This window comes from Candidatus Woesearchaeota archaeon, from assembly GCA_018303405.1.
Lineage (GTDB): Archaea > Nanobdellota > Nanobdellia > Woesearchaeales > JABMPP01 > JAGVYD01.
On the sequence record JAGVYD010000017.1, the window covers coordinates 38,173 to 59,372 of the forward strand.

The 21,200-nt window shown below is 44.8% G+C and carries 27 protein-coding genes; 15 read left to right on the forward strand and 12 right to left on the reverse strand.

The window, feature by feature from the left end:
- Positions 1–214: 214 nt before the first annotated feature.
- Positions 215–940 (forward strand): hypothetical protein, encoded by a 726-nt coding sequence (locus J4227_07040; GenBank protein ID MBS3110256.1) that lies wholly within the window; start codon positions 215–217, stop codon positions 938–940.
- A gap of 118 nt (positions 941–1,058) precedes the next feature.
- A complete protein-coding gene (locus J4227_07045; protein MBS3110257.1) occupies positions 1,059–2,342 on the forward strand; it encodes a DUF460 domain-containing protein in 1,284 nt (427 codons plus the stop codon).
- A gap of 67 nt (positions 2,343–2,409) precedes the next feature.
- Here J4227_07045 and J4227_07050 read toward each other — a convergent pair whose 3' ends face one another.
- Positions 2,410–3,039: a hypothetical protein gene (locus J4227_07050; GenBank protein MBS3110258.1), complete on the reverse strand. Its 630-nt coding sequence runs from the start codon at positions 3,037–3,039 to the stop codon at positions 2,410–2,412.
- A gap of 150 nt (positions 3,040–3,189) precedes the next feature.
- Here J4227_07050 and J4227_07055 point away from each other — a divergent pair, with 150 nt between their 5' ends.
- The 5 genes from J4227_07055 (at position 3,190) to J4227_07075 (ending at position 6,377) form a co-directional block, all read left to right on the forward strand.
- A complete protein-coding gene (locus J4227_07055) occupies positions 3,190–3,939 on the forward strand; it encodes a signal peptidase I (GenBank protein ID MBS3110259.1) in 750 nt (249 codons plus the stop codon).
- On the forward strand, positions 3,912–4,226 hold the full coding sequence (locus J4227_07060) for a transcription factor S (protein MBS3110260.1): 315 nt from the start codon (positions 3,912–3,914) through the stop codon (positions 4,224–4,226). The genes J4227_07055 and J4227_07060 overlap by 28 nt, the downstream gene beginning before the upstream one ends.
- A complete protein-coding gene (locus J4227_07065) occupies positions 4,219–4,497 on the forward strand; it encodes a hypothetical protein (GenBank protein MBS3110261.1) in 279 nt (92 codons plus the stop codon). The genes J4227_07060 and J4227_07065 overlap by 8 nt, the downstream gene beginning before the upstream one ends.
- Before the next feature lie 217 nt (positions 4,498–4,714).
- Entirely contained in the window at positions 4,715–5,494 is a 780-nt protein-coding gene (locus J4227_07070) for a hypothetical protein (protein MBS3110262.1), read from the forward strand.
- Positions 5,495–5,585: 91 nt separating this feature from the next.
- The gene (locus J4227_07075; GenBank protein MBS3110263.1) at positions 5,586–6,377 is read left to right on the forward strand and encodes a ribonuclease H-like domain-containing protein; all 792 of its coding nucleotides are present in this window, start codon (positions 5,586–5,588) and stop codon (positions 6,375–6,377) included.
- A gap of 118 nt (positions 6,378–6,495) precedes the next feature.
- Here the strand turns inward: J4227_07075 and J4227_07080 are convergent, their stop codons facing one another.
- Positions 6,496–6,888, reverse strand: a complete 393-nt coding sequence (locus tag J4227_07080) for an FAD synthase (protein MBS3110264.1) — start codon at positions 6,886–6,888, stop codon at positions 6,496–6,498.
- A gap of 75 nt (positions 6,889–6,963) precedes the next feature.
- Between J4227_07080 and J4227_07085 the strand changes: the two genes are divergently transcribed.
- From J4227_07085 to J4227_07100, 4 genes are all read left to right on the forward strand, one after another.
- Positions 6,964–7,830 carry a prepilin peptidase gene (locus J4227_07085; protein MBS3110265.1) on the forward strand — a complete coding sequence of 289 codons (867 nt, stop codon included), beginning with the start codon at positions 6,964–6,966 and terminating at the stop codon, positions 7,828–7,830.
- A gap of 183 nt (positions 7,831–8,013) precedes the next feature.
- A complete protein-coding gene (locus tag J4227_07090) occupies positions 8,014–8,541 on the forward strand; it encodes a hypothetical protein (protein MBS3110266.1) in 528 nt (175 codons plus the stop codon).
- 6 nt (positions 8,542–8,547) lie between these two features.
- Positions 8,548–9,459: an EamA family transporter gene (locus J4227_07095; protein ID MBS3110267.1), complete on the forward strand. Its 912-nt coding sequence runs from the start codon at positions 8,548–8,550 to the stop codon at positions 9,457–9,459.
- Between the two features lie 178 nt (positions 9,460–9,637).
- A complete protein-coding gene (locus J4227_07100; GenBank protein MBS3110268.1) occupies positions 9,638–9,892 on the forward strand; it encodes a ribbon-helix-helix protein, CopG family in 255 nt (84 codons plus the stop codon).
- Here the strand turns inward: J4227_07100 and J4227_07105 are convergent.
- From J4227_07105 to J4227_07120, 4 genes are all read right to left on the reverse strand, one after another.
- Positions 9,885–10,070 carry a PIN domain-containing protein gene (locus J4227_07105; protein ID MBS3110269.1) on the reverse strand — a complete coding sequence of 62 codons (186 nt, stop codon included), beginning with the start codon at positions 10,068–10,070 and terminating at the stop codon, positions 9,885–9,887. The two genes, J4227_07100 and J4227_07105, sit on opposite strands and share 8 nt — an antisense overlap.
- A gap of 231 nt (positions 10,071–10,301) precedes the next feature.
- The gene (locus tag J4227_07110; GenBank protein MBS3110270.1) at positions 10,302–10,589 is read right to left on the reverse strand and encodes a hypothetical protein; all 288 of its coding nucleotides are present in this window, start codon (positions 10,587–10,589) and stop codon (positions 10,302–10,304) included.
- Between the two features lie 190 nt (positions 10,590–10,779).
- Positions 10,780–11,865, reverse strand: coding sequence for a cell division protein FtsZ (gene ftsZ, locus J4227_07115; GenBank protein ID MBS3110271.1), 1,086 nt, complete (start codon positions 11,863–11,865; stop codon positions 10,780–10,782).
- 449 nt (positions 11,866–12,314) lie between these two features.
- Positions 12,315–12,992, reverse strand: a complete 678-nt coding sequence (locus J4227_07120; GenBank protein ID MBS3110272.1) for a nitroreductase family protein — start codon at positions 12,990–12,992, stop codon at positions 12,315–12,317.
- An 82-nt stretch (positions 12,993–13,074) separates the two neighbouring features.
- Here J4227_07120 and J4227_07125 point away from each other — a divergent pair, with 82 nt between their 5' ends.
- Both J4227_07125 and J4227_07130 read left to right on the forward strand, forming a co-directional pair.
- Entirely contained in the window at positions 13,075–14,823 is a 1,749-nt protein-coding gene (locus J4227_07125; GenBank protein MBS3110273.1) for an ATP-dependent DNA ligase, read from the forward strand.
- Position 14,824: 1 nt separating this feature from the next.
- Positions 14,825–15,025, forward strand: coding sequence for a hypothetical protein (locus J4227_07130; protein MBS3110274.1), 201 nt, complete (start codon positions 14,825–14,827; stop codon positions 15,023–15,025).
- Between the two features lie 37 nt (positions 15,026–15,062).
- Here the strand turns inward: J4227_07130 and J4227_07135 are convergent, their stop codons facing one another.
- From J4227_07135 to J4227_07145, 3 genes are all read right to left on the reverse strand, one after another.
- A complete protein-coding gene (locus J4227_07135; GenBank protein MBS3110275.1) occupies positions 15,063–15,965 on the reverse strand; it encodes a hypothetical protein in 903 nt (300 codons plus the stop codon).
- Positions 15,966–16,091: 126 nt separating this feature from the next.
- Positions 16,092–16,742, reverse strand: coding sequence for a hypothetical protein (locus tag J4227_07140; protein MBS3110276.1), 651 nt, complete (start codon positions 16,740–16,742; stop codon positions 16,092–16,094).
- 195 nt (positions 16,743–16,937) lie between these two features.
- Positions 16,938–18,176, reverse strand: a complete 1,239-nt coding sequence (locus J4227_07145; GenBank protein ID MBS3110277.1) for a hypothetical protein — start codon at positions 18,174–18,176, stop codon at positions 16,938–16,940.
- A gap of 115 nt (positions 18,177–18,291) precedes the next feature.
- Here J4227_07145 and J4227_07150 point away from each other — a divergent pair, with 115 nt between their 5' ends.
- On the forward strand, positions 18,292–18,600 hold the full coding sequence (locus tag J4227_07150; protein MBS3110278.1) for a hypothetical protein: 309 nt from the start codon (positions 18,292–18,294) through the stop codon (positions 18,598–18,600).
- Positions 18,601–18,660: 60 nt separating this feature from the next.
- Here J4227_07150 and J4227_07155 read toward each other — a convergent pair whose 3' ends face one another.
- Positions 18,661–19,506, reverse strand: coding sequence for a hypothetical protein (locus tag J4227_07155; protein MBS3110279.1), 846 nt, complete (start codon positions 19,504–19,506; stop codon positions 18,661–18,663).
- A complete protein-coding gene (locus tag J4227_07160; protein MBS3110280.1) occupies positions 19,470–19,847 on the reverse strand; it encodes a hypothetical protein in 378 nt (125 codons plus the stop codon). Before J4227_07160 ends, J4227_07155 begins: the two co-directional genes overlap by 37 nt.
- Before the next feature lie 414 nt (positions 19,848–20,261).
- On the opposite strand from J4227_07160, the gene J4227_07165 reads away from it, so the two are divergent.
- Complete coding sequence (locus tag J4227_07165) at positions 20,262–20,558, forward strand: TrbC/VirB2 family protein (protein MBS3110281.1); 297 nt, start codon at positions 20,262–20,264, stop codon at positions 20,556–20,558.
- Positions 20,559–20,579: 21 nt separating this feature from the next.
- Here the strand turns inward: J4227_07165 and J4227_07170 are convergent, their stop codons facing one another.
- Positions 20,580–21,191, reverse strand: coding sequence for a hypothetical protein (locus tag J4227_07170; protein MBS3110282.1), 612 nt, complete (start codon positions 21,189–21,191; stop codon positions 20,580–20,582).
- Between the last annotated feature and the right edge of the window lie 9 nt (positions 21,192–21,200).

Below are 21,200 nucleotides of genomic sequence, written 5' to 3' on the forward strand. Positions count from 1 at the left end.
AACTTTATAAAGCTCTATTACAGCTTATTTTATAATAAAAACAGTTATAGCTCCTTATTTTTTCAATATTTACTGCCTGGCCGAACAAACATTTAAATAGCGTATTCCACAGCTATAATGAATAATGAATTTCTCATTATCAATGGGCAAGGGGAGATTTTACGCTTCAATAGGCTTAGCAGTCGCTATAACGCTGTTTTTTATTCTGCCTTCCATGGCAGCAACAATTAAGGGCATAGCGTATGACACAGAGCTAAGGCCCCTAAAGGATGTTATTATTGAAATCAATACAACACCTTTGCAAAGGTATGTTGCCAGGGATGGCACTTTCCTTTTCAGCCTTCCCCTGGGCATATATAATATTTCAGCTTATTTTGAAGGCCAGACAGACACATTTGTCGCGCATGAAATTATCAGGGTGGATGAGAATGGCCGTTACCTGCGGGACTTATTCCTGAAGCCCTTGCCGCGAAAAGGCAATGCAAGTGAAATGCCTCCGGCAGAGCCTAAAACATTCTTTGATGTTTACAAGCTGTATTTCATGTATGGCGGCGGAATCCTGCTTGGCCTGGCAATCATCGGAATCAGCTATTTGCTGATAACACGGTCCTCCAGGCAGCGCCAAGTTTCCCAGGCCGAGCCGCATAAAAAGCCAGACTCACAACCATCCCCTGATGGCATGACAAAAGGCAGTGATGCAAACGATGCTGAAAAAATCCCTAAGCAATCATCGCCTGCCATCCCTGTGCCGGAGAAAGTTGACATAGATGAGCTGTTAAAGCTCATCAAGAACAATGGGGGCAGGATGACCCAGAAGGATATAAGGAAGGAAATCCCGCTTTCCGAAGCCAAAATCAGCCTCATGGTATCTGAGCTGGAGGAGCGTGGCGATGTCAAGAAGATTAAAAAAGGCCGGGGAAATATCATCATCATAAAATAATAATCCTTATAAAGAGCACCATCTAAAATCACACTCTTTTCAAAAGGAAATCCATAAAATCCATTAACTGAACTTAATCAATTAACTGAACTAAAATTTGTAATCGGGGGATTGAAACTTGTCATCTGAAAGGCAGCGCAGCCTGCTTATTTTGGGAGTGGACCCGGGCACTACCCTCGGGTTTGCAGTTTTAAATCTGGAAGGCAGATGCATTAAGGTAGGCTCTGCCAAGGATTTCGGGCTTCCAAGGCTTGTCCTTGATGTCATCCAGCTTGGCCGGATAGTTGTGGTTGCAACTGATAAAAAGAAAACGCCCCTGTCAGTAGCCAAAGTGGCGGCCAGCCTTGGCGCCAGGGTAATCTGCCCGGCTTATGATCTCTCCTTGGAGGAAAAAAGGCAGCTTCTGGATGATTACAGGCAATCTGATGAATCAATCCATGCGGCCAATGCGCACCAAAAAGACGCCTTGGCTTCTGCGCTCCATGCATTCAAGCAGGTCAGAAATTCCCTTGCCAAGATAGATGTTTTTGTAAAGGAATACAGCGAAGACCGCCTTGCGGTCAGATTACGGGAAAGCATTCTTAAAAATTCAAATCTCAGCTACCATAGCACCGCAGAAAGCATTATTGCGCAGGATTTCGCGGCCAAGGGCACAACCAGCAATACTGAATCGGGGCTCATCAAAAATGCAGACCCTGGTTTTGAAAATGCGGATGTTAAGGATATTGCCGGCAAGCTGGAATTTGCCAGGCAAAAAATACAAAGGCTCAGGCAGGAAATTTCTCTTCTCATCAAATCAAATAAGGGTCTGAGGCAAAGCCTTGAACAGCAAGGGCTTAAGCTCGCCAAGTATCAGCAGGAACCGCTTATTTCTGGCTTTAAGGATGGTGATAAAAAGCGCCATTTCCACAATGCCCAAATTCAAAAAATCCAAATGGTGTTAAAATTCCGGGAAAACAGGATAAGGCAGCTGGAAAAAAGCCTGGCCCTGCAAAAAGACCATCTTCAGCAGCAGGCAAGAACAGCGGAAAAGTTCACTGATTTTTTGGCCTCCATGCATGGGAAAATCCTGGTCAAGAGAGTCAGGAGCCTTGGCCTGGCAGAGCTCAGTGAAACAATAGCTAAACTTAAAATCGGGGAAAATGATTATATCCTGCTTGATTCAGCAGACTCCATGAGCCAAAAGTCGCTTGACCTATTATCCGGAAAAATCAGGGGGATTATAAGCGATTCAGGCAATAAGGCTCTCCGCGAAAAATTCACCCTCATCCCGCGCAACAAGATTTCATTGCATGTTTTGGGCGATTTTGCCCTGGCCGATGCCAAGCAGCTTGAGTCCCTGGCAGTCCGGGAGGACTTAATTGACAGGCTGGTTGATGAATATCGGAAGGATAGGAAGTAAAACTGGGCCAGAGATCAATCCTTAGACTATTTTATATTTATATATAGCAAAAATATCAGATAACAAATTATACAATATATACTCCATTGTGCATTACAATAGTAACATTCTGGCCAGGCTCCAATCCAAAATTTTCCGCTTTGGCATTCTCAACACCTACACTTTGGTAGGTTTCCGGATGCAGGACTTCCACTCTTGGCCTTACTGTAGTAACCTTTGTCTTATGCTTTTCAAGCTTGACCATTTCCAGCCCTTTTGCATTCAGCGTGACTTTTGCGCCAGTTCCCAGGTTGATTCCTATGATTGTCTTGCCAACGACGTTGATTTTGACAACTTTGTTCTCAACAAGCACAACATCATTCTTGCCAGCAAGCGGTGCCTCATAATAAACAGTAATCCTGTAAACATCCTTGCTTCGCTGCCTGTTCCTTGTATGGATCCTTGTGCTTACTTTCAGCTTTCCGCCAAACTTCTGCTTAAGTTTTTTCCCCAGGTTCTGCAGGAAATGCTGGGATGAGACATACACATCAATCCCATTTTTTGCCCTAATCTTCTTTGTTATGTAAACATCCCCTTTGGCCTCCATCTCTTGCAGTATAAAACCAATTATCTCATCATTGGGGTTTCTCAGCTGCAAGATGCCTTCGTAATACTGCGAACTGCGGAAAATCCTGTTTTCCATAAGGTCGGCCGACATGCGCTTTTCAAATGCGCCACAGGATATAAACCTTGCTGTCCAGCATTTCAATGCGGTTCAAGCCTGCCAAAAATGTCTTACCTGCCCTTTGCATCCATATCTCAGGGCAAAAAACAAACATTTTTAATGGGGCTATTTTAACATTCGCACATGGATAAGCAACAAGGCGAGAAACCGGCCGAACCAGAAAGCAAGCCGGCTATTCAGGCAAACCTGGCCTCACGCAAACTGAAGCTATACTGGAAAAAATTCTGGCATTTTATATGGGAAGATGAATCCCTGTTGAGCTGGCTGGCCAATGTGGCGCTGGCATTTATCTTAATCAAGTTCATAGTCTATCCAGGGTTTGGCCTGGTTTTGCAGACAACCCACCCTGTTGTTGCTGTAATGTCTTCTTCCATGGAGCATGGTGGGGAATTCGACCTGTGGTGGGAAAAGGACATGGCCATCTGCGGGCAGAGAAAGCCATGCGCCCAGCGTGATTTTTATGCTGGCTATAACATCAGCACATCGATGTTTCAGGGATTTAAATTCCGCAATGGATTTGATACTGGGGACATCATGGTCATCAGGGGCACCAATCCAGAGGATTTTAAGGTTGGCGATGTCATGGTTTACTGGGGCGGCACTGAAACCATCCCCATAATCCACAGGGTAATCTCGATCACCGAGGAGAATGGCAGGCTTTATTTCCGCACAAAAGGCGACAATAATGCAGGCTTGAACAACAATGAGGTCAAAATCGACAGCAAGCTCATAGTGGGCAAGGCCTTGTTCAGGGTACCCTACCTCGGCTGGGTGAAAATAGGCTTTGTCAACACGGTTGCCAAAATTGGCGACTGCTTTAGGAACGGATTTACAGGGGTGAACGGATGTTTTGCAAGAAATGCGGCGGCCTGATGCTGCCAAGCAAGTCAAAGAAGGGACTGGCCTGCGCTTCATGCGGCCATTCTGACAAGAACTCAGAGACAAATGTCAGGATCAGCGAAAAAGGCAACCACAGCAAGGCAATTGAGGTAATTGAAAAAAGCGAGACAGAAATGCTGCCAAAAATTCGCGCGACCTGCAATAAATGCAAAAACGAAGAGGCTTTTTACTGGCATGTTCAAACAAGGGCTGCAGACGAGCCTGAAACCAGGTTTAACAGGTGCACAAAATGCGGCCATACCTGGAGGAGCTATGGTTGATTCCCCAATCAACAATAAAGGCAGCCACAATATCAATGACAATAGCAGCAACAGGGGGGAAAAGACAGGCATTGAAAGCCTGGGCAATACCCTGAATGACCTCGAAAAGCTCAGGGAATACTACACCGATGAGCTCAAGAGAAAAGATGCAATAATCGACGGCCTTCTCAAGGAGCGCGAGGTGCTTCTCAGGACAGCCATGAAACAGGCTGAAAAAAGCATTTCTTCCAAGTCAAGCATTTCTGTAAAAAAGCATTTCCATCATCCTTGATGGGGTCGCTATCACTATCCTTGGGCTTTAACTCGCGCATTTTAAATTCGTGGCCATTTTTGCAGCGGCTTTATTTTTCCTCCTCTGCAGCCCCAAAAATGCTTAACCACTCCCTGAATGAGCTTCGCAAAATTGATGCCCAAACTAATTTTTCGGGCAAAGCCCGTCTTTTGGCAAAATATTTAAACAACAGCCAAATTATCAGGTCAGTGATACAATGGGCATGGCTGGACTTGTTTTTGGGATTGTCATTGTCGGTGTGCTGGTTGCATGCTGTTTTATCTATATCAGGAGAAAACTTCTCGCCTATATCGCGGCAAATGCCGTGATATTTGTCGCAATAGCCCTTCTCGCTTTCCTCGTGTTCAGGGACCTGAGCGATCTGCAGGAGAAATTTCCGGTTGAGCAAAAGCTGTTCCTTCCAATGCACAATGACGAATATTGCGGCGCATTCACTGCGCGAAGCCTTGACGAATCCATTGTTTACCTTGGCGAGCAGGAGCTGTCTGCATTGCAGGGCAAAATAACTGCAAATGGGGTTGGCTCACTTGGCTCAGAATATTATAAAGTCATCCTTATAAAATCCGATGCCCTTGCAGGGACAGGCTCATTTGTCACCGAGGATATTGCCCTTACAGAATCCGAGGCATTCTCAATCCTTGACAGCCCGTCGCCAATTTCAACTTATGTGGAATTGTATCTTGGAAAAGAATTTGGCCAGGATTATGACGCGCAGCTGGCAGGAAATATTGAATCAGAAATACACGAAATCTACCCGAATGGATGTGCATTCAAAGGCGCGATTTTCAGGGCAATGTTCGGCTCGGCCATGCAGAGCCACGGGGGAATCTACCTTGTCACTGAATACAAAAAAGGAAATATCCAGTTTTATCCAGAGACCATATCATTTTCCCTGATAAGGCTTATACCGACGAAAATATTCATCCCATTGGCACGCTCCCTGGTTGAGGATGCTGGCATGGAGCCAATACAGTAGGATTTCTCCAGGCAACCAAATTGCTGATTATCCACTGGACACAGGACATTCGGGCGACGGATTTAAATCCCACTCATTTTCTGATTAAGCCATGATCAGGCGAAGCTTCATTTTTCTGGACAGAATCAGCGCCAAGACTGAAAAAAATTTGTGGAACCAGGGAATTAAGGGCTGGCAGGACTTCCTGGGCGCTGGCTATATCCAGGGCCTGTCAATGCCGAGAAAAAAGCACTATGACCGGTTTCTCCTGGAAGCCCAAAAAAGGCTTTACAATTTTGATTCAGCATTTTTCAAGGGAAAGCTGCCTTCTTCTGAAACATGGCGGCTTTATGATTTTTTCAAGGACCAGGCCGCATTCCTGGACATTGAGACAAGCGGGCTTGAAGAGAATTCCTATATAACGATGATCGGGATTTTCGACGGGATAGAGTGCAAGCCGTTCATCAGGGGCATTAACCTGGATGCGGTTTCTCTCGCAAAAGAGCTTTCAAAATACAAGCTTCTTGTCACCTTCAACGGTTCGACTTTTGACCTGCCAATAATCAGCAAAAAGCTTCCAGGGGCGCTGCCTGATGTTCCCCACATTGACTTGAGGCATGCATGCGCAAAGGTGGGGCTGAAAGGCGGCCTAAAATCCATAGAGCGCGAGCTTGGAATCAGGAGAAGCAATCCAATCATCGAGAGAATGTATGGCGGGGATGCAATCACAATGTGGAGAATGTTCAGGGGCAGCGGCGACGAGCACTACCTGCGGCTCCTGGTGGAATACAATGAGGAGGACTGCATCAACATGAAAAGCATTGCAAACAAGGTCTATGAAAGGCTCTGCCAGGCAACAATCAAGCGCATGGAAAAAGAAAATTATAATGGGGAGCATAAATAATTAATAATCATAACAAGAGCTTTATGCTCCCCCGTATATACTGGAGAACCTTATAATAATATTGGAAACTTAGGTTCTCCATTATAGAATGGATTTTTGTCTTTTCCCCTATCAAATCTCAATCCGTTATTTTAGAGCTTTTGTACACATCTTCCTTGTGCGGCCCAATCTTCACTATCTTTGCAGTCAAGCTTCTTTTTATGAGCTCATCTTGCAGCCCATTCGCAATGTAGGACTCCTGGTCATAGCCAAGGCATATTATATCAGGATGATGTTCTTCAATGACCTTGTAAGGGTCATCCAAATTTCCAAGCACAGCCTTGTCTACAATGGGATTTTTGGAAACGCCCAAAAGCCTTTCATTCTCGTCGTGCTTTGGCATTTTGCCTTTTACTTTCCTAACTGTCTCATCCCTTCCAACAACAACTATGAGGAAGTTTCCCAGCTTCTTTGCCTGCTCAAAAAGATAAAAATGGCCGGGATGCAGTATGTCGAATGTGCCGAATACCATCACTCTGATAATCTCATTTTCCATGTGTATCATGCAACAAAAAACATTTAAATAGCTTTGGCATTTCAATGCAGCATGGTTGTCGAGCTGATTTATGCACTGGTTTTTCTGGCCTTGGCGGCGGCATCAGTTACAGATATGCGTACCCGGGAAGTGCCGGACTGGCTCAGCTATGCCCTTATTGCAGCTGGCATAGGGATAAGATGCATTGATTCTCTCATAACACTGAGCTGGCAGCCGATTATTGAAGGCCTTTTTGGCTTTGGTGCCATGCTTGCCCTCTCCATGGGAATGTTCTATTCAGGCCAATGGGGCGGAGGGGATACAAAACTGCTTATTGGAATAGGGGCCATGCTCGGCTTAAAGCTGGATTTCAGCTCAACATTGGTCAGCTTCCTCATAAATCTTGTAATTTTCGGTGCCCTTTACAGCATGGCTTTCAGCACAATCCTCGTGGCAAGGCACTGGAAAAAATTTCGAATGGAGTTTTCAAAACTTCTGCACAACCATTCTTACGCCCTCATCAGAAAAATGACAACAATTTTGCTTGCTGTCCTGCTTGTCGCCATTATTTTCATCAATGATTCCCTTTTCAGGCTGCTGATCCTTTTGCTGATGACGCTGACATTTGCGAGCTACTATATTTGGGTCGGTGTCAAGTCAATTGAACTGTCCTGCATGCACAAACTGGTTGACCCTGAAAAACTCACAGAGGGCGACTGGATTGTGAACGACGTAAAAGTCGATGGGAAATACATCTGCGGCCCAAAAGATCTCGGAATTGAAATGCAGCAAATAAAGAAACTCATTGCCCTTAAGAAGCGGGGCAAGATAAGAAAAGTGCTCATGAAGGAGGGCATACCATTTGTCCCGAGTTTCCTGCTCGCATTTGCAGTCACAATCTTCCTGGGCAATATTTTCATCTGGCTTTCCTTATTCTGAATTCACTTATTTTGAATTCCCTTTGCTCCAGATTTTTGCCTTTCGCCATAATGCACATTTTTTCCCATTTTGAGGATAAACCTGAAAAATTTTGAGCGATATTGCCAAAGCATTGCGCTGCCGGCAGAATATCTCCGGATATTGCCGGGCAAGTGAAATAAACAATTGCATTTTTATCCCCTTATGGAAAATTCCAAGGCAAAACCCTATATAACAGGAGCAATGCTGGGCGCAGCCGGCTACTTCATTTTATCCAATTTTCCCGTCAATAGCCAGCAATTTGTCGCAACGCAGAATAATCCAGCCAATTTAAGCGCCAGCCTCGAAAGTTTCAGGCATGAAACCCTGCAGGCAGTTGAGCAAAGGCTTGAACAGGAAAGGATAAGGGAATACATAAGCTCGCTTGAACAAAGAATTGCCGAGCAGAATACACCTGTCATCCCCCCTTACCAAAATTCAGGCTATGGCTATTCCACGCCATTAAATGCGGCACAGATAGAGTCCCCGCCCCAAGCCGCAGAATCCTATGCGCCCAGCCTGGAGAATGGCCAGTCATCTTATCCGACTCATGACATTTATTTTTCCTGGCAAAGGGCAGACAACGGGGTTGCGCGCACCCGCAGCAGCTACCAAATCAGCCTGAACACAGGAAAGATTACCGAGAACATCAGGAATTTTGGCACATGGTTCAAGGGATTGTTTGAGAGATAGTTTAGCATGGGACAAGACGATGGCAAGCTTTATAATGCAGCCACCTATGGTTTGCCCAGCATGAACAAATATTACATTTATGCAATGGCAGCCCCATTAATCTGGGGCACAATGGGCATTTTTGTGCGAATGGTCAACCTGCCAGGCCATGCCGTTTATTTCTTTGTTGCACTTATTATGCTGGTGATCATGACCGCATGGCTTATAGCCGAGGGCAAATTGCTTCCATTTTTCAAAAAGAAAAATCTCAGGCTTCCATTATCTATGGGATTTTTCGCGCTTATGACCAACATCACCTATTTTTGGGCGTTCAATCTGACCACAATCGCATCAGCAACCTTGGTGCACTATATCGCACCTGTGCTGGTCATGCTTTTTGCGCCGTTAATCCTGCATGAAACAGTAGGAAAAAAGACGTGGCTGCCTTTGGGGCTCGGCCTGGCCGGGCTGTCTATCATGTTGCAGCCTGGCTCTGCCACAATTCCAAGTGGGCAAATCCTCGGCTTTATTCTTGCATTTGTATCTGCAATTACATATGCATTGACAACTATTTACAACCGCTTGACACTGCATGCAGGATTCGAATGGAAAGAATTGGTATTTTCCCAGATGTTTGTTTCAGTTGTTTTGCTCCTGCCTTTCATCCTCTATTCGCCGCCAACTCTAACCTCAAGTATGATTTTCCCCATTCTCACAATGAGCATGGTTCATCAGGGCATTGCGGTTATTTTCATTCTCAAGGCACTTGACAAAATCAAGGCTCAGACAGTCGCAATAATATCCTATCTTGAGCCTCTGTCAGCAGTGATTTTTGCAGGATTGTTCCTGGGCGAAGTTCCAGCAACCTATGTTTTCATTGGCGGGGCTGTAATATTGGCTTCCAGCTATATTTCTGTAAGAAGCGCAAGCTCGTCATAAAATGCAATCGTTATTTCAGAAGCCGAGCTTTCCGCTGGCTTTTGGCTTGCGGGCAGACAATCAGCAAGAATTATTTTACATATAACAGAATTATTGCTTTTTAACTAATTTGGTAATGACTTTATAGAGGCGGAAACAGTAAACTTTAAATATTACTTTGTATATCCTAAGTATTACGATGGAAGCAATAACCATAAAGATGGAAAACGCAATATTGGATGAGATAGACCAAAAGCTGGAAGAGCACAGGTATAGTACCAGAACTGAGTTCATCAGGGACGCGATAAGGGAAAAACTCTCAGATTTAGACAAAGAAAAAATACTTAGGAATTTGTCCATGCTAAAGGGCTCATCCAAGAGAAAAACAAGTGATGCCAAATTGCATTCTGTGAGGGACAAAGCCTTTGCACTCCTCGAAAAGAAGTTTAAATGAGGTCCTGAGGTCTTTTCGGCTTGGAGATGTCGGACAATTTCTTAAAATGCTTATCCAACGTCACCAACACAGCCTTGTTGTCTCTTGCAAGAACGGCATGCAGAGCATCGGCTTTCGGCACTTTCCTCTTCGATGACAAATCTTTCGCTTTTCCAGTTTGTTTTTCTGTTGATTCCACAAAACCAGCGCTGGCTTTATTTTCCGAAACATTTTTTCAATTTCTTCCGGAGTGTAGCCGACAGAGCCTATCTCCAGCAATACAATGTCAGAATAAACTACCTTGTCATCATCCTCCACAAATTTGTTCAGCAAGGCATGCGCCCAGTCTCCTTTGGGCATATTGGGCTCGTTCCTGTTCTCAAAGAAGTCCAGCCATATTGATGTGTCAAGATAATATCTTTCTGCCATATCAAATGCAAAGCATAACCATTAATAAATATGATGAAATCAACTCATTGAGCATTTCCCGGCACCTGAACAATTCTAGCTCGTTAAAGACTTTTCTCTGCGCATCTTCGCTCCAGATGGCGTCGCATTTTACAGCCAGTGCGCATGCAAGGATGGGCGCGTCCTTGATATCAATATCCTTCATTATGTCAATTGCTTCCTCCATCTTGCCCTTAACCTCATTCTCCGGCATAATGGTGATGTTTTCCATGACGAGTGCAATCAGCAGCTCCATCTCATCTTTCGACAAGCCACCTGGTCGATTTAGAAAACTATTCCCTTTCTCATAATTAAAAAAGAAAAAAAAGTCCCCTGTTCGGGGACCCAAAGTCCGCCTTCATTGTATATTTTCGTTGGGGGGGTGATATAAAATGAAGGCAAGAAACCGCACCTCAAAGACTAAAGGGGTGAGCGTGAAAATTGTTTCTGCCCGGACATACTCATTGGACAATCTCTATGCCCAATTCGTCATCCATCACCTCGGTTACAGGCGCCCTTGCAGCCGCCTTTTTCCTGCTGTCAGCTTTTCCGAGTATCCACGGAGATTTGACGCCAGTCACGATTGTCATGACTGTTATCCTGCCTTTCATCTCCTCATTGACCCTGGCTCCCCAGATGACATTTGCATCGTCGTCCAGGTTCTCTGTGACCAGCTCTCCAATCTGGTTGATGTCGTCGAGGGTCATGTCCGGCCCGCCTTCCACATGGATCAAGGCTCCTGTTGCTCCCTCATAATTTATGTCGAGCAAAGGGTTCGCGAGTGCGCCTTTGACTGCTTCTTCAACCCTGTTGTTTGTGTCGGATGCTCCGACGCCTATGGCAGCGACGCCGCCGTTGGTCATAATCGCTTTGACATCCGCGTAGTCCAGGTTCACAAGGCTTGGCAAGGCGATTGTTTCCACAATCCCTCTTATCATCGTCGCTATCAATTCATTGGCCACTGCAAAAGCCTGTCGAATTGGCAAGTTGCCTGCAATCTGTACCAGCCTGTTGTTGTCAATGACTATTACTGTGTCTGAAACCTGTCGTAGTTGCTGCAAGCCAAACTCTGCCTTGTCTACCCTTGCCCTCTCAATTTTGAAGGGCATTGTCACTGTTCCAATCACTATTGCTCCTGCATCCCTGGCAACGCCTGCCACTATCGGGGCAGAGCCTGTTCCGGTGCCTCCTCCCATGCCGGCGCACACGAACACCATGTCAGAACCCTTGAGCGCTTCCTTTATCTCCTGGAGAGACTCTTTGGCAGCTTCCATGCCTTTTTCTGGAAATCCGCCGCATCCAAGGCCACGGGTGACCTCTTTCCCCAGCAAGAATTTTCTATCAGCTTCACTGATATTGATATGCTGTTGATCAGTATTGCACGCTATTATCTCAGCCCCCTTCACACCTTTGGTGTAAAGCCAGCTGACCATGTTATTGCCTGCTCCACCACAGCCGATAACCTTTATGTTGGCCTGCCCAACATCCAAATTGTCGCTTTTGCTGTTGCTTCCTGTCTTTAATGCGTTTTCAACGACGAAGTCCATCTTTCACCCTCCTTTCTCCCTTTAGTCTTTTATATACAGTGGAATATATATTTTGCAAAATATGTATCCCACTACGAAAATGCTTTTATATGTTCATAGCTGTATACCTTTTTAGAAAAAGCTACACTCTTGCGCCAACAAGGGATGTTACTGCTTTGACACGAAAAATCTGACTAACTTGGGTCGAAATACACACACAAAATTTCGATTTCAAACACACGCCAACTTCCGGTTTTCGCCAAAAAACTGGAAAGTTACTTATTTTCTTGTGGTTTCTTATATATAAAGATTTTCTATTTATAAACTATATATTCTAGAATATAGAATTTCGTATATTAAGCTGGAAAGTGGTAAATTGGTTATACTAATCAGAATTGAGTATATTTAGAATTTAATGTTGCACAGATGCCTTGAAAAAAGGAGCGCGATGTCCGCCTTTTTCATTATCTTCACTCTTTTTTACTCCGCAATTTGTCAAAAATATCCTTTGAAGCGCCTTCCCATTTCCCGATTCTTTTTTGCATTTTCTTCGCCTGCCTTTTCAATTTGTTCTCGACGCTCCAGGCATGCTCCTTCAGCACCCATTTTGGATCCTTTATCTTGGCATCCCATCCTTCAATGTGCACTATGTCATACAGCCTGTATTTGTCCTGGCTTTCCGGGGTTTCAGCTGCATAGCCCAATGCAATAACAGCCTGTGGCCTGATATATTCCGGAATTCCGCAAGTCTTTCTCAGCATATCCTCGTCAAAGCTTCCAACCCAGCAGCTCCCCAAATCCTGGGCGTGCGCCGCAAGAAGCATATTCTGCGCAGCAGCAGCGCAGTTTTGGATGGAATAAAACCTTTCTCCCCTCTCGCCGTAGAACTGCCTTGTTTTCTGCACTTCACATACGATGACTATGTGCACAGGCGCATCCTGCATCCAGTACTGCTCCAGGCACGCCTCGGCAATTGCCTTTCTTTTTTCCTCGTCCAGCACAACAATGAATTTCCAATTTTGCAGGTTGCCTGAGGAAGGCGCATTCAGGCCTGCCTCAAGGACTATGCCAACCTTGTCCCATTCGACTTCCTTGTCCAAATATTTCCTCACAGAACGCCTGGTCATGATATTTTCGATTGCATCCATTTTGAATAGACCTCTTTTGAATATGCCTCTCTTATTGCAAAAAGCTTTTAATACCTACCAATATAAATAACTAACGTTCAAGATGAAATATTCGCAACTAGTTGAAATCTATGAAAGCCTTGAGGCGACCAGCAAGCGCCTGGAAAAAACCTATTACATTGCCAAGCTGCTGGGCGAAACAGACCGCGATATGCTCCCCAAGATTGTCCTTCTCCTGCAGGGCAAAATCTATCCTTCCTGGGATGAGCGGAAAATTGGCGTCGCGTCCAGGCTTGTAATAAAAGCGTTAGGCCTTGCAGTTGGCCTCGAAGCCGATAAAATAGAAAGCGAATGGAAAAAGACTGGCGACCTCGGCAAGGTTGCAGAGGCTTTGGTAGGCAGGAAAAAGCAGGCAACATTGTCGTCAATGGACATCACGGTGCAAAAAGTGTTTTCCAACCTGAGAAAGCTGGCAGAGCTTGAAGGCCAGGGCACAGTGCAGAAAAAAATGCAGCTTATTGCAGAGCTCCTGACTTCAGCAACCCCTAAGGAGGCAAAATACATTGTCAGGACCATCCTGGAGGAACTCAGGGTCGGGGTTGGCGAAGGCTCCATTCGCGACGCGATAATCTGGGACCACTTTGGGGATATTGAAAAAATCAAGGAGACAAAGGAAGGCGAGCTCAAGGGGGATTACAGGAAATTCCTTGAAAAAGTCCAGGAAGCGTTTGACCTGACAAATGATTTCGGGATAGTCGCGCAGGCTGCCAGGCAGGGCGAAAAGGAGCTGGAAAATATCCGGCTGGAAGTCAACCGCCCGATAAAAGTCATGCTTGCTCAGAAGGTTGATGACGTTGACGAGGCATTTGAGCGCGTTGGAAAGCCGTGCGCAATCGAGTGCAAGTATGACGGGTTCAGGATGCAGGTCCATGGCAGGGACGGGAAAGTCATGATATTCACCCGCAGGCTTGAGGATGTCACTGCCCAATTCCCGGAGGTTGCCGAATTTTTCAGGAAAAATATCAGGGCAAGGGAATTCATCCTTGACGGCGAAGCCGTTGGATTCGACCCGAAGACCAAAAAATACCTTCCTTTCCAGAAAGTCAGCCAGAGGATCAGGCGCAAGTATGACATTGACAAATTGGCCAGCCAGTTCCCTATTGAGCTGAATATTTTTGACATTGTCTACTGCGACGGCAAAAATCTTCTCAGGCAGGATTTTTCCGAGAGAAGGAAAATCCTCAGGAAAATACTGCGCGAGGAAAAATGGAAGGCGGTTCTTGCCGAGCAGCTTGTAACAGACAGCAAGGCCAAGGCGCAGGAATTCTATGAGCGCACGCTAAAGCAGGGCATGGAAGGCGTCATGTTCAAGAAGCTGGATGCGCCATACAAGCCGGGCTCACGGGTCGGCCACATGGTCAAGCTCAAGCCTGTCATGGAAAGCCTTGACGTTGTTATCGTCGGCGCTGAATGGGGGGAGGGCAAGCGCGCAACCTGGCTGACAAGCTATGCGATTGCGGTCAGGGATGAGGAGGGCAACCTGCTCGAAATCGGCAAGGTGAGCACAGGGCTGAAAGAGCTTGAAGGCGAGGACGGCACAACCTTTTCTGAAATGACAGTGATGCTGAAGCCGCTCATAACAGCTGAAAAGCGAAAGCAGGTTACTGTCAAGCCAAAAATTGTAATTGAAGTCAACTATGAGGAAATCCAGAAAAGCCCTACCTATTCATCGGGATTTGCACTCAGGTTCCCGAGGTTTGTCAGGCTCAGGACAGAGGAAAAATCAGCAGAGGATGCAAGCGACATTAATTTTGTCGAGGATTTGTATTACGGGCAGAAGAAGTCAAAATAAAATGTCAGAATTTTCCATCCAGTCTGTGACTGATGGCAAGCTTTGCTTGCATTTTCTCCCACTTGGCTGGAAAATTCTGAGCATGATGGAAATCTTCGATTTCCAGCATCCTGAAAATGCGAACATTTTCATGATGCTCAAGAACTACGGGTCTGTGGAACTAAACATGACATTCCACCAGTCTCTGACCTGTGGTTCTTGACAACTGCTTAAAGATAAAGGCTCATTTCTGGCGGTGCTCATCTGACATAAACAGTATTTTCTGCCCGGGCTTCCCTGGTGTCCTTTGCAATCCGGCGCATGCGCTCAGGCAGAACAATTTCCATTAATCCTGGGTCAGAAATTTCCTTCGGGTATCCTTCCACCACTTTTGGGCCAACAGCAATCATCATGCCGTCTTTCTTGAGAAGCTTGCTTGCCTCATGCACGTTTGCAAGCATATTTTCCTGTTTCCATGGCTCTCCCGGCCCGAGAATCCAGGGAGATATCACAATATGGAATGAATCCGGCACCATGCCGTACCACTCATTTGCAAGCGAGTCCTTTTTGGGCATTGCATCTGGCACGCTTGCCATTATCCTGGGTTCCCCCATCTCGCGGCTGTGCACAACATGCTCAAGCCTGCCTGGCCTGGCAATGACATACATCCCATCAGCCTCTTTGAATCCTGCAAGGGAAATATCCTTGTTGGTTCCAACTACAACTGAATCCAGGCCATAACGCTGTGACAAGTGCTGCTTGATTCCGCTGATTAATTTGCCATCACCAGCATTGATCACTGCAATCATGACTGCTTTTTGCTCAGGCTTCCTTGCTGCAAATTTCTGCTGGAGTTCCTTGAGCCTGCTATCGAACATCACATCCATGCCTGTGTATCCAAGAAAATCTTCCAGTCCCTTGAAAGACTGGCCATCTCTCTTCTTATGCTCGGCCGGGCTATAATCCATGTGCACATAATTGTCCCCCTGCCTAAAGCCGCTCCTGCTAGCACCGATGATAAGGCTCAGATAAGCCAGTGCACGGTAATAATCAGATGCCCTCAAGAAATCACGCCTGACAAGGGAATGCAAATCAAAAAGCCTGAGGCTCCTGTTGATAACAGATCCAGCATAATCATGAGGTCCAACCAAAGTAACTGTCATTTTGTCCCCTGCGCAGGCCCTTGCTTATATAAATCTTGGCGGGCCGCATGGATTGGCCATATGGATTAGTGAAATGAAAATAAAACCGGATTATAAAATGAATGAATAGCTTATATTTTTTATGGCTTATGCGGCGCCATCAATTTTCTTGTTCAGGCTTATCATCCTTTTCCGCAATTTCTTAAGCCTGTCTTCCATTTCCAGGTTCTGCTTTTTCAGGCTTTTCATCTTTCTCGCGAACAATGACTTAAGCTTTCTTGTTGATTCGTCATTGGCTTTTGAAAGTGCGCTCGCAGCCCTTAGCTTCTTTGACTGTGTATTGGATTTGCCCTGCAGCCTCTTTGCAGCCTTTTGCTGTGCTGAGACTTTCTTGCTCAGCTCCCTGTTTTTTTTGGAGCTTGCTTCTGCAGCTGACGCAAGCTCTGCATTGGAATTTTGGAGCTTCTGCATTTTTCCATTTAATGTTCCGACATCGCCTGACAATGAGACAACAGTGGCGCCAATCTCGAGCTGGCTGTTCTTGCTTTCAAGGCTGTCTTTTTCCAGCGTAGAAATATTATCCTTCAGTGCAATGATGCCCTTGCTCAATGCCTGGAAATTCTCATTTGCCGTCCTGAGGTCATTTCTCAGGGCCATATTGTCGCTATTCAGCTGATTGATGCTTTCCTTTAATGCATCGATGTAATCCCTCACAGAGCTAAAGTCAGCCTTCACTTTAATAAAAGCGTCCTTTGTTGCTTCCTCATGAACGAAAAGTCTTGTTCTTAGCCCAACCATTTTTTCACACCCCTTATCATGAACATGATTAAATATACTACTCTTTGATAATAACACTACTCATATTTAAATATATCGTTTAATACACTACACATATACTATTATTATTTAATTTCATATATGAAAATTGTATCGAACAAGGCATGCCTTGCGCACAGCTAATTTTGCCAATTGTATCTTCATAACCAACCTGCATTACATTCTCTTGCGCGCCAAAGTCAGTTTCCTGTTGATTGTCCTGTCCCTGTTCACGTATTTTCGCAAAACCCTGATAAGAGTGGTGGCACGGCTCGGTCCCAGGTTCTCAATAACCTGCTGGAAGTTATCATTGATATAGGCAACAGCAGCATCAGCCCCGGGATCCTCAGCAAAAGTTGTTTTTTTTGCATCGTAAAGCTGGGCGTATTGGGCAGCTGCCTTGCTCGGTTTGGCTGTTTCATAATGGCCCACATACAAATATACTGCCTGTGCCAATACTGTTGCACCTTCGCGAGTCAGGCCCAGTGCAGATCTTTGCATTTCCTCCCTGAGGTATTGGAGGTGGTCACCAACTTTCCTATGTTCTTCTGATAATCTCTCACTGCGCCTGACACCTGTTCCTGGCATGAACTTGCCCGTTCTCTTATTTTTGGAAACATAAGAGTAGTCTCTCTTGACAGTTTTTAGTTTTGGCCCATGCTCAATTGCTATATCAACCCCGTGCCTTGTGTCTTCCAGATGCTTTAGCGAGCCTGTTTTTGGGCCAACAACCAGGGCCACCATCTCATCATAATTGAGCATTTTTTGGGTAATATCCACTGTTAACCCATGGTCAATCCCGCTTATTTGCGTTATCCTCATTATCCCTTCCCCTCTATAATCCCCCCCAAAAAATTCATGATAATTTGGCAGTATAATCCTCAGTTTGGGAATCCTGCGGTCAATGTACAAATCAATCATTCCCTTTAGGCTCTGGCCAGGGCTTAACACACCCTGAACCATATTCTGCGTTTGCTGTGGGGCATCTTCAAGAAAATCCATGACATAATAAGATAATTTCGAGACCCTGTCATTCAAGTTTCTCGGCAAAAAGCCCATTGCATCTATTGCCTTGGCCCCTGTGCCTGATATGAGTTTCTGAAGCTCTTTCCTGGATAGCTTGAAGTCATTTTCCTGGAATTTTTCCCCCTTTTCTCTCAATCTTTGGAAGAGCGGGCTATCATGGAAGGGCAGCATATACAGAATTGGGTCTCCATCATCATTAAGCGCATAAACAGGCGTATGGCCAGAATAGAAAAATGCAGTGGATAGGACATCATCTTTCTTATATTCCCTTTTAATCAGGTGCCTGATTGTGTCAGGCGTGCCGAGGATGTAGCCGTCACTTGGCAAACTTTGGACGATCTGCACCAGTGACCCTTCAGTTGGAACTGCATTGCTTTGCAATTTTCTCATAATCTTTTTGAAATGATTGATATTTTAAAAGTCTTGGTATTATTTACTACTTAGCAATAACCAAAATTCAGAGGTGCCCGCAACAATTATAAATCTGAACATGATGACCAACTTCATGGATAAAGAAATCGACAGGATGCTTGGCCAATATGCAAACTTCCTCGACATTGGCTCGCCAGAGTCCAGTTTCAAGCAGGTTGCCAAAGGCCTGCAAATTGTGCGCGAGTTTGCCAGGCAGGTCGGGAATGAGGAATTGGTGAAAAGGTCAGAGCATTACTTAAGGAGATATTTTTCCATTCTGGAGCATTCAAAGCATTTCAGGGAGCATGAGCTGAACCACACCTTCCCTCACGGGGCTGACCTTGAAGTTTATGTTGATCAGTGCCATGCAGAGTACATGGGGAAGGAAAAAGGAAAGACTTAGAGGCACGGCAATGTATGGAATATTAAAGCGGAATTGGCCCTTTCTTTTGACTTTATTTTCCTAGGAAAACAAACCACTAAGCCAGTCAACAAATTTGCCCCACCACGACTTATTTTCTATGGCCGCATCTTGTTGCGCGGCAGTATCGGTAGCCTGTTCCGGCCCAGCTTCATCTGCGGATTCCTCCACAGAAACATTTTCGGCAATTATTATTGCAGCTTCGCGCCTGCAGCTGCCATTGAAGCAGCCGAACTCGCATTCGACATATGCAACATCAAGGGATGCTTTTGTGGGGCAGAAAAATTCCTTTACTGTGAAATTATCAGCGCATTCATCATTATAGCTTACAGACTGTATTGAAGTCAGCGCCACTGCTGTGAAATTCACATTTCCAAATGTGAAGTAATTTGTGCCGTCAGTGTCGCGGCATAAATGCGTGCCTTCTCCGGTTTCATCTGGTGATGCCACGCCTCCATTATCATTATCATCAACACTATCTTCACTGGGAAAAAGCAATTCCCGCATGTCAATGCCCTCGATTTCACTGCTGGCAACTATTAAGGGCTTGATTCCCTTGTAGGCAAGGAGATAGTCTCCCATGTCATCAACATAACCCCTTTCATCGGGGGAAGACATGCCTCCGATGATTATCATGGCCTTGCCCTGATAGATAAAAACAGTCACCCCATTGTCAAAATCAGGCTGCTCCATCTCGCTCAGCAAGGCGACGCCATAATCATTCGCAGTGATGTTTTCCAGCTCAAGAACAACAGAAGTGAGAATCACGACATCAGTCGCCGGCGACTGGTCATCTGTAATGAAATAATATTTTGCCGCAGCCAAATTTGCAAGCAGGAAACAGAATAAAATTAAGAGCAAGATTCTGGTTGCATAATCCTTTTCCATAACGGAATCCAGAAACTCCGGAAGATATATGTTTTACGGTTGAAGATTGAAGCATCAATGTATGCTATCATATTCCCATGACTTGGCCACTTCCATGAACCTGCTAATGAATTCATCCCTTGCATGCCTGAATTGCGGCAGGTTGTCCATATCAACTGGCACCCTGGCAATGGTTCCAATTGCAGGTCAAATGTAAAATCAGGCAGAGTTCCTGTGCTGCTGTCATAAGCCGGCATGACAAGCTCAGTTTTCACAATTGGCAAACCAGTTATTGATGACAAGAAATTGATTTTCTGCTTTAGTCGTGCTTCAAGGCCCGGATTTACCAACAAATCTGCCATGCATCTGTTCAGTTGCATTAAATTATAAACCTTTGCTTTCTATAATTACTAATAAGTAGTCAATACGCCCCCGCTGGGAAGAAAGCGAAAAGTATAACTCCCGTCCAATTTTTTTGCTTTTAGAAAAACAATTTCCGTCGAGAATTCAACAATGAACTCTGATATTTAATTCTTTTCTTTCTCCGAGTTCCTCTTTTCTATTTTCATAAACCTTAGTCTTGTATGAAATGCAAGCTCTGTGGCCAGAAACTCTGCAAGGATGAAGAGTTCTTCTGCTCAACTTGCAGAAAATTCCTGAATTGGAAATACAAGGATGAAATCCTTGAGAGAATAAAGCATCAGGATGACAAATAATCACTCCCATCCATCAAAACCTCCGGAGGTGTCTTTATGAAATGGGAAATAATATTGATTTTGCTTTTGGCTTCAATGCCATTGGTAAGTGCAGTTGAATTCAACCAAAGCATAAGCGACCAGGACAAGGCAACATTTGACCAGATTTTAAGCCCGGTCATGAAAATATACAATCTGGTCAAGTATGCAGCAACAGTTGTGGCGGTTATTATCCTGCTGTTTGCAGGGGTAAATTACATGACATCTGGCGATGACCCGAAGAAAAGAGAACAGTCCAAGAGCATGGTCATGTATGTTGTCATTGGCTTGATTGTGATATGGGCTGCGCCACTGGTTGTGAATTTTATTGTTGGATAGAATTTATTTTTTATTTCTTATTTATCCATCTAACTCTTTGTCCCAATCTTTCTCTCCCCAGCCATCCTTTATGAAAGGAATTTTACGTTTTTTGAGTTCTGATTCAACTTGTTGCATAACAGCATTTCGCCATTTGATAGCATCCTCACCAAAGGCGTCTTCAATCAACTTCTTCTCATTAACGACTACTGCCAAACAGTTTTGTGAAGTCAAAATTCCAGTATCTTCGATAAAAGCTTCATAAGCAAAATTCTGGAAATCAGGTTTGATTACTTTCCAATGTGGCGGAAAAACAAAACAGAAGTCATAAGCTATATGGCAACCTATTGGCAATGCCGCTGTTCCTGTAATTATCTGAATTCTTTCTTCTGTAGATAAAGTACCTATTCTAACTGCCCTTTCTTCTTTGTTACTCCACTCTTCTTTATCTGTGTTATAAACCCAGACCGAATTGGTAAATAAATATTTATTTCTGTTTTGAACATATGGAATCTGGAACCATTCTGGATTTATGTTTTTTTCTTTCAAAGTGCCTTGTGACCAGAGACCATTCTCAAGTATGCTTATTATATTTGACACATCCGTACCATGTACGATGAATGGTTTCACGTTCACTAATTTTTCCTGTATCACTTTTCAAAC

What these genes read in the sequence shown, in the direction of transcription:
- J4227_07160 (MBS3110280.1), bottom strand. Translation starts at nt 19,847, where the DNA reads ATGGCAGATTTGTTGGTAAATCCGGGCCTTGAAGCACGACTAAAGCAG.
- J4227_07100 (MBS3110268.1), top strand. Translation starts at nt 9,638, where the DNA reads ATGGAAGCAATAACCATAAAGATGGAAAACGCAATATTGGATGAGATA.
- J4227_07075 (MBS3110263.1), top strand. Translation starts at nt 5,586, where the DNA reads ATGATCAGGCGAAGCTTCATTTTTCTGGACAGAATCAGCGCCAAGACT.
- J4227_07150 (MBS3110278.1), top strand. Translation starts at nt 18,292, where the DNA reads ATGGATAAAGAAATCGACAGGATGCTTGGCCAATATGCAAACTTCCTC.
- J4227_07065 (MBS3110261.1), top strand. Translation starts at nt 4,219, where the DNA reads ATGGTTGATTCCCCAATCAACAATAAAGGCAGCCACAATATCAATGAC.
- J4227_07130 (MBS3110274.1), top strand. Translation starts at nt 14,825, where the DNA reads ATGTCAGAATTTTCCATCCAGTCTGTGACTGATGGCAAGCTTTGCTTG.
- ftsZ (MBS3110271.1), bottom strand. Translation starts at nt 11,865, where the DNA reads ATGGACTTCGTCGTTGAAAACGCATTAAAGACAGGAAGCAACAGCAAA.
- J4227_07155 (MBS3110279.1), bottom strand. Translation starts at nt 19,506, where the DNA reads ATGGAAAAGGATTATGCAACCAGAATCTTGCTCTTAATTTTATTCTGT.
- J4227_07120 (MBS3110272.1), bottom strand. Translation starts at nt 12,992, where the DNA reads ATGGATGCAATCGAAAATATCATGACCAGGCGTTCTGTGAGGAAATAT.
- J4227_07095 (MBS3110267.1), top strand. Translation starts at nt 8,548, where the DNA reads ATGGGACAAGACGATGGCAAGCTTTATAATGCAGCCACCTATGGTTTG.
- J4227_07070 (MBS3110262.1), top strand. Translation starts at nt 4,715, where the DNA reads ATGGGCATGGCTGGACTTGTTTTTGGGATTGTCATTGTCGGTGTGCTG.
- J4227_07125 (MBS3110273.1), top strand. Translation starts at nt 13,075, where the DNA reads ATGAAATATTCGCAACTAGTTGAAATCTATGAAAGCCTTGAGGCGACC.
- J4227_07140 (MBS3110276.1), bottom strand. Translation starts at nt 16,742, where the DNA reads ATGGTTGGGCTAAGAACAAGACTTTTCGTTCATGAGGAAGCAACAAAG.
- J4227_07050 (MBS3110258.1), bottom strand. Translation starts at nt 3,039, where the DNA reads ATGTCGGCCGACCTTATGGAAAACAGGATTTTCCGCAGTTCGCAGTAT.
- J4227_07040 (MBS3110256.1), top strand. Translation starts at nt 215, where the DNA reads ATGGCAGCAACAATTAAGGGCATAGCGTATGACACAGAGCTAAGGCCC.
- J4227_07085 (MBS3110265.1), top strand. Translation starts at nt 6,964, where the DNA reads ATGGTTGTCGAGCTGATTTATGCACTGGTTTTTCTGGCCTTGGCGGCG.
- J4227_07080 (MBS3110264.1), bottom strand. Translation starts at nt 6,888, where the DNA reads ATGGTATTCGGCACATTCGACATACTGCATCCCGGCCATTTTTATCTT.
- J4227_07055 (MBS3110259.1), top strand. Translation starts at nt 3,190, where the DNA reads ATGGATAAGCAACAAGGCGAGAAACCGGCCGAACCAGAAAGCAAGCCG.
- J4227_07060 (MBS3110260.1), top strand. Translation starts at nt 3,912, where the DNA reads ATGTTTTGCAAGAAATGCGGCGGCCTGATGCTGCCAAGCAAGTCAAAG.
- J4227_07135 (MBS3110275.1), bottom strand. Translation starts at nt 15,965, where the DNA reads ATGACAGTTACTTTGGTTGGACCTCATGATTATGCTGGATCTGTTATC.
- J4227_07090 (MBS3110266.1), top strand. Translation starts at nt 8,014, where the DNA reads ATGGAAAATTCCAAGGCAAAACCCTATATAACAGGAGCAATGCTGGGC.
- J4227_07145 (MBS3110277.1), bottom strand. Translation starts at nt 18,176, where the DNA reads ATGAGAAAATTGCAAAGCAATGCAGTTCCAACTGAAGGGTCACTGGTG.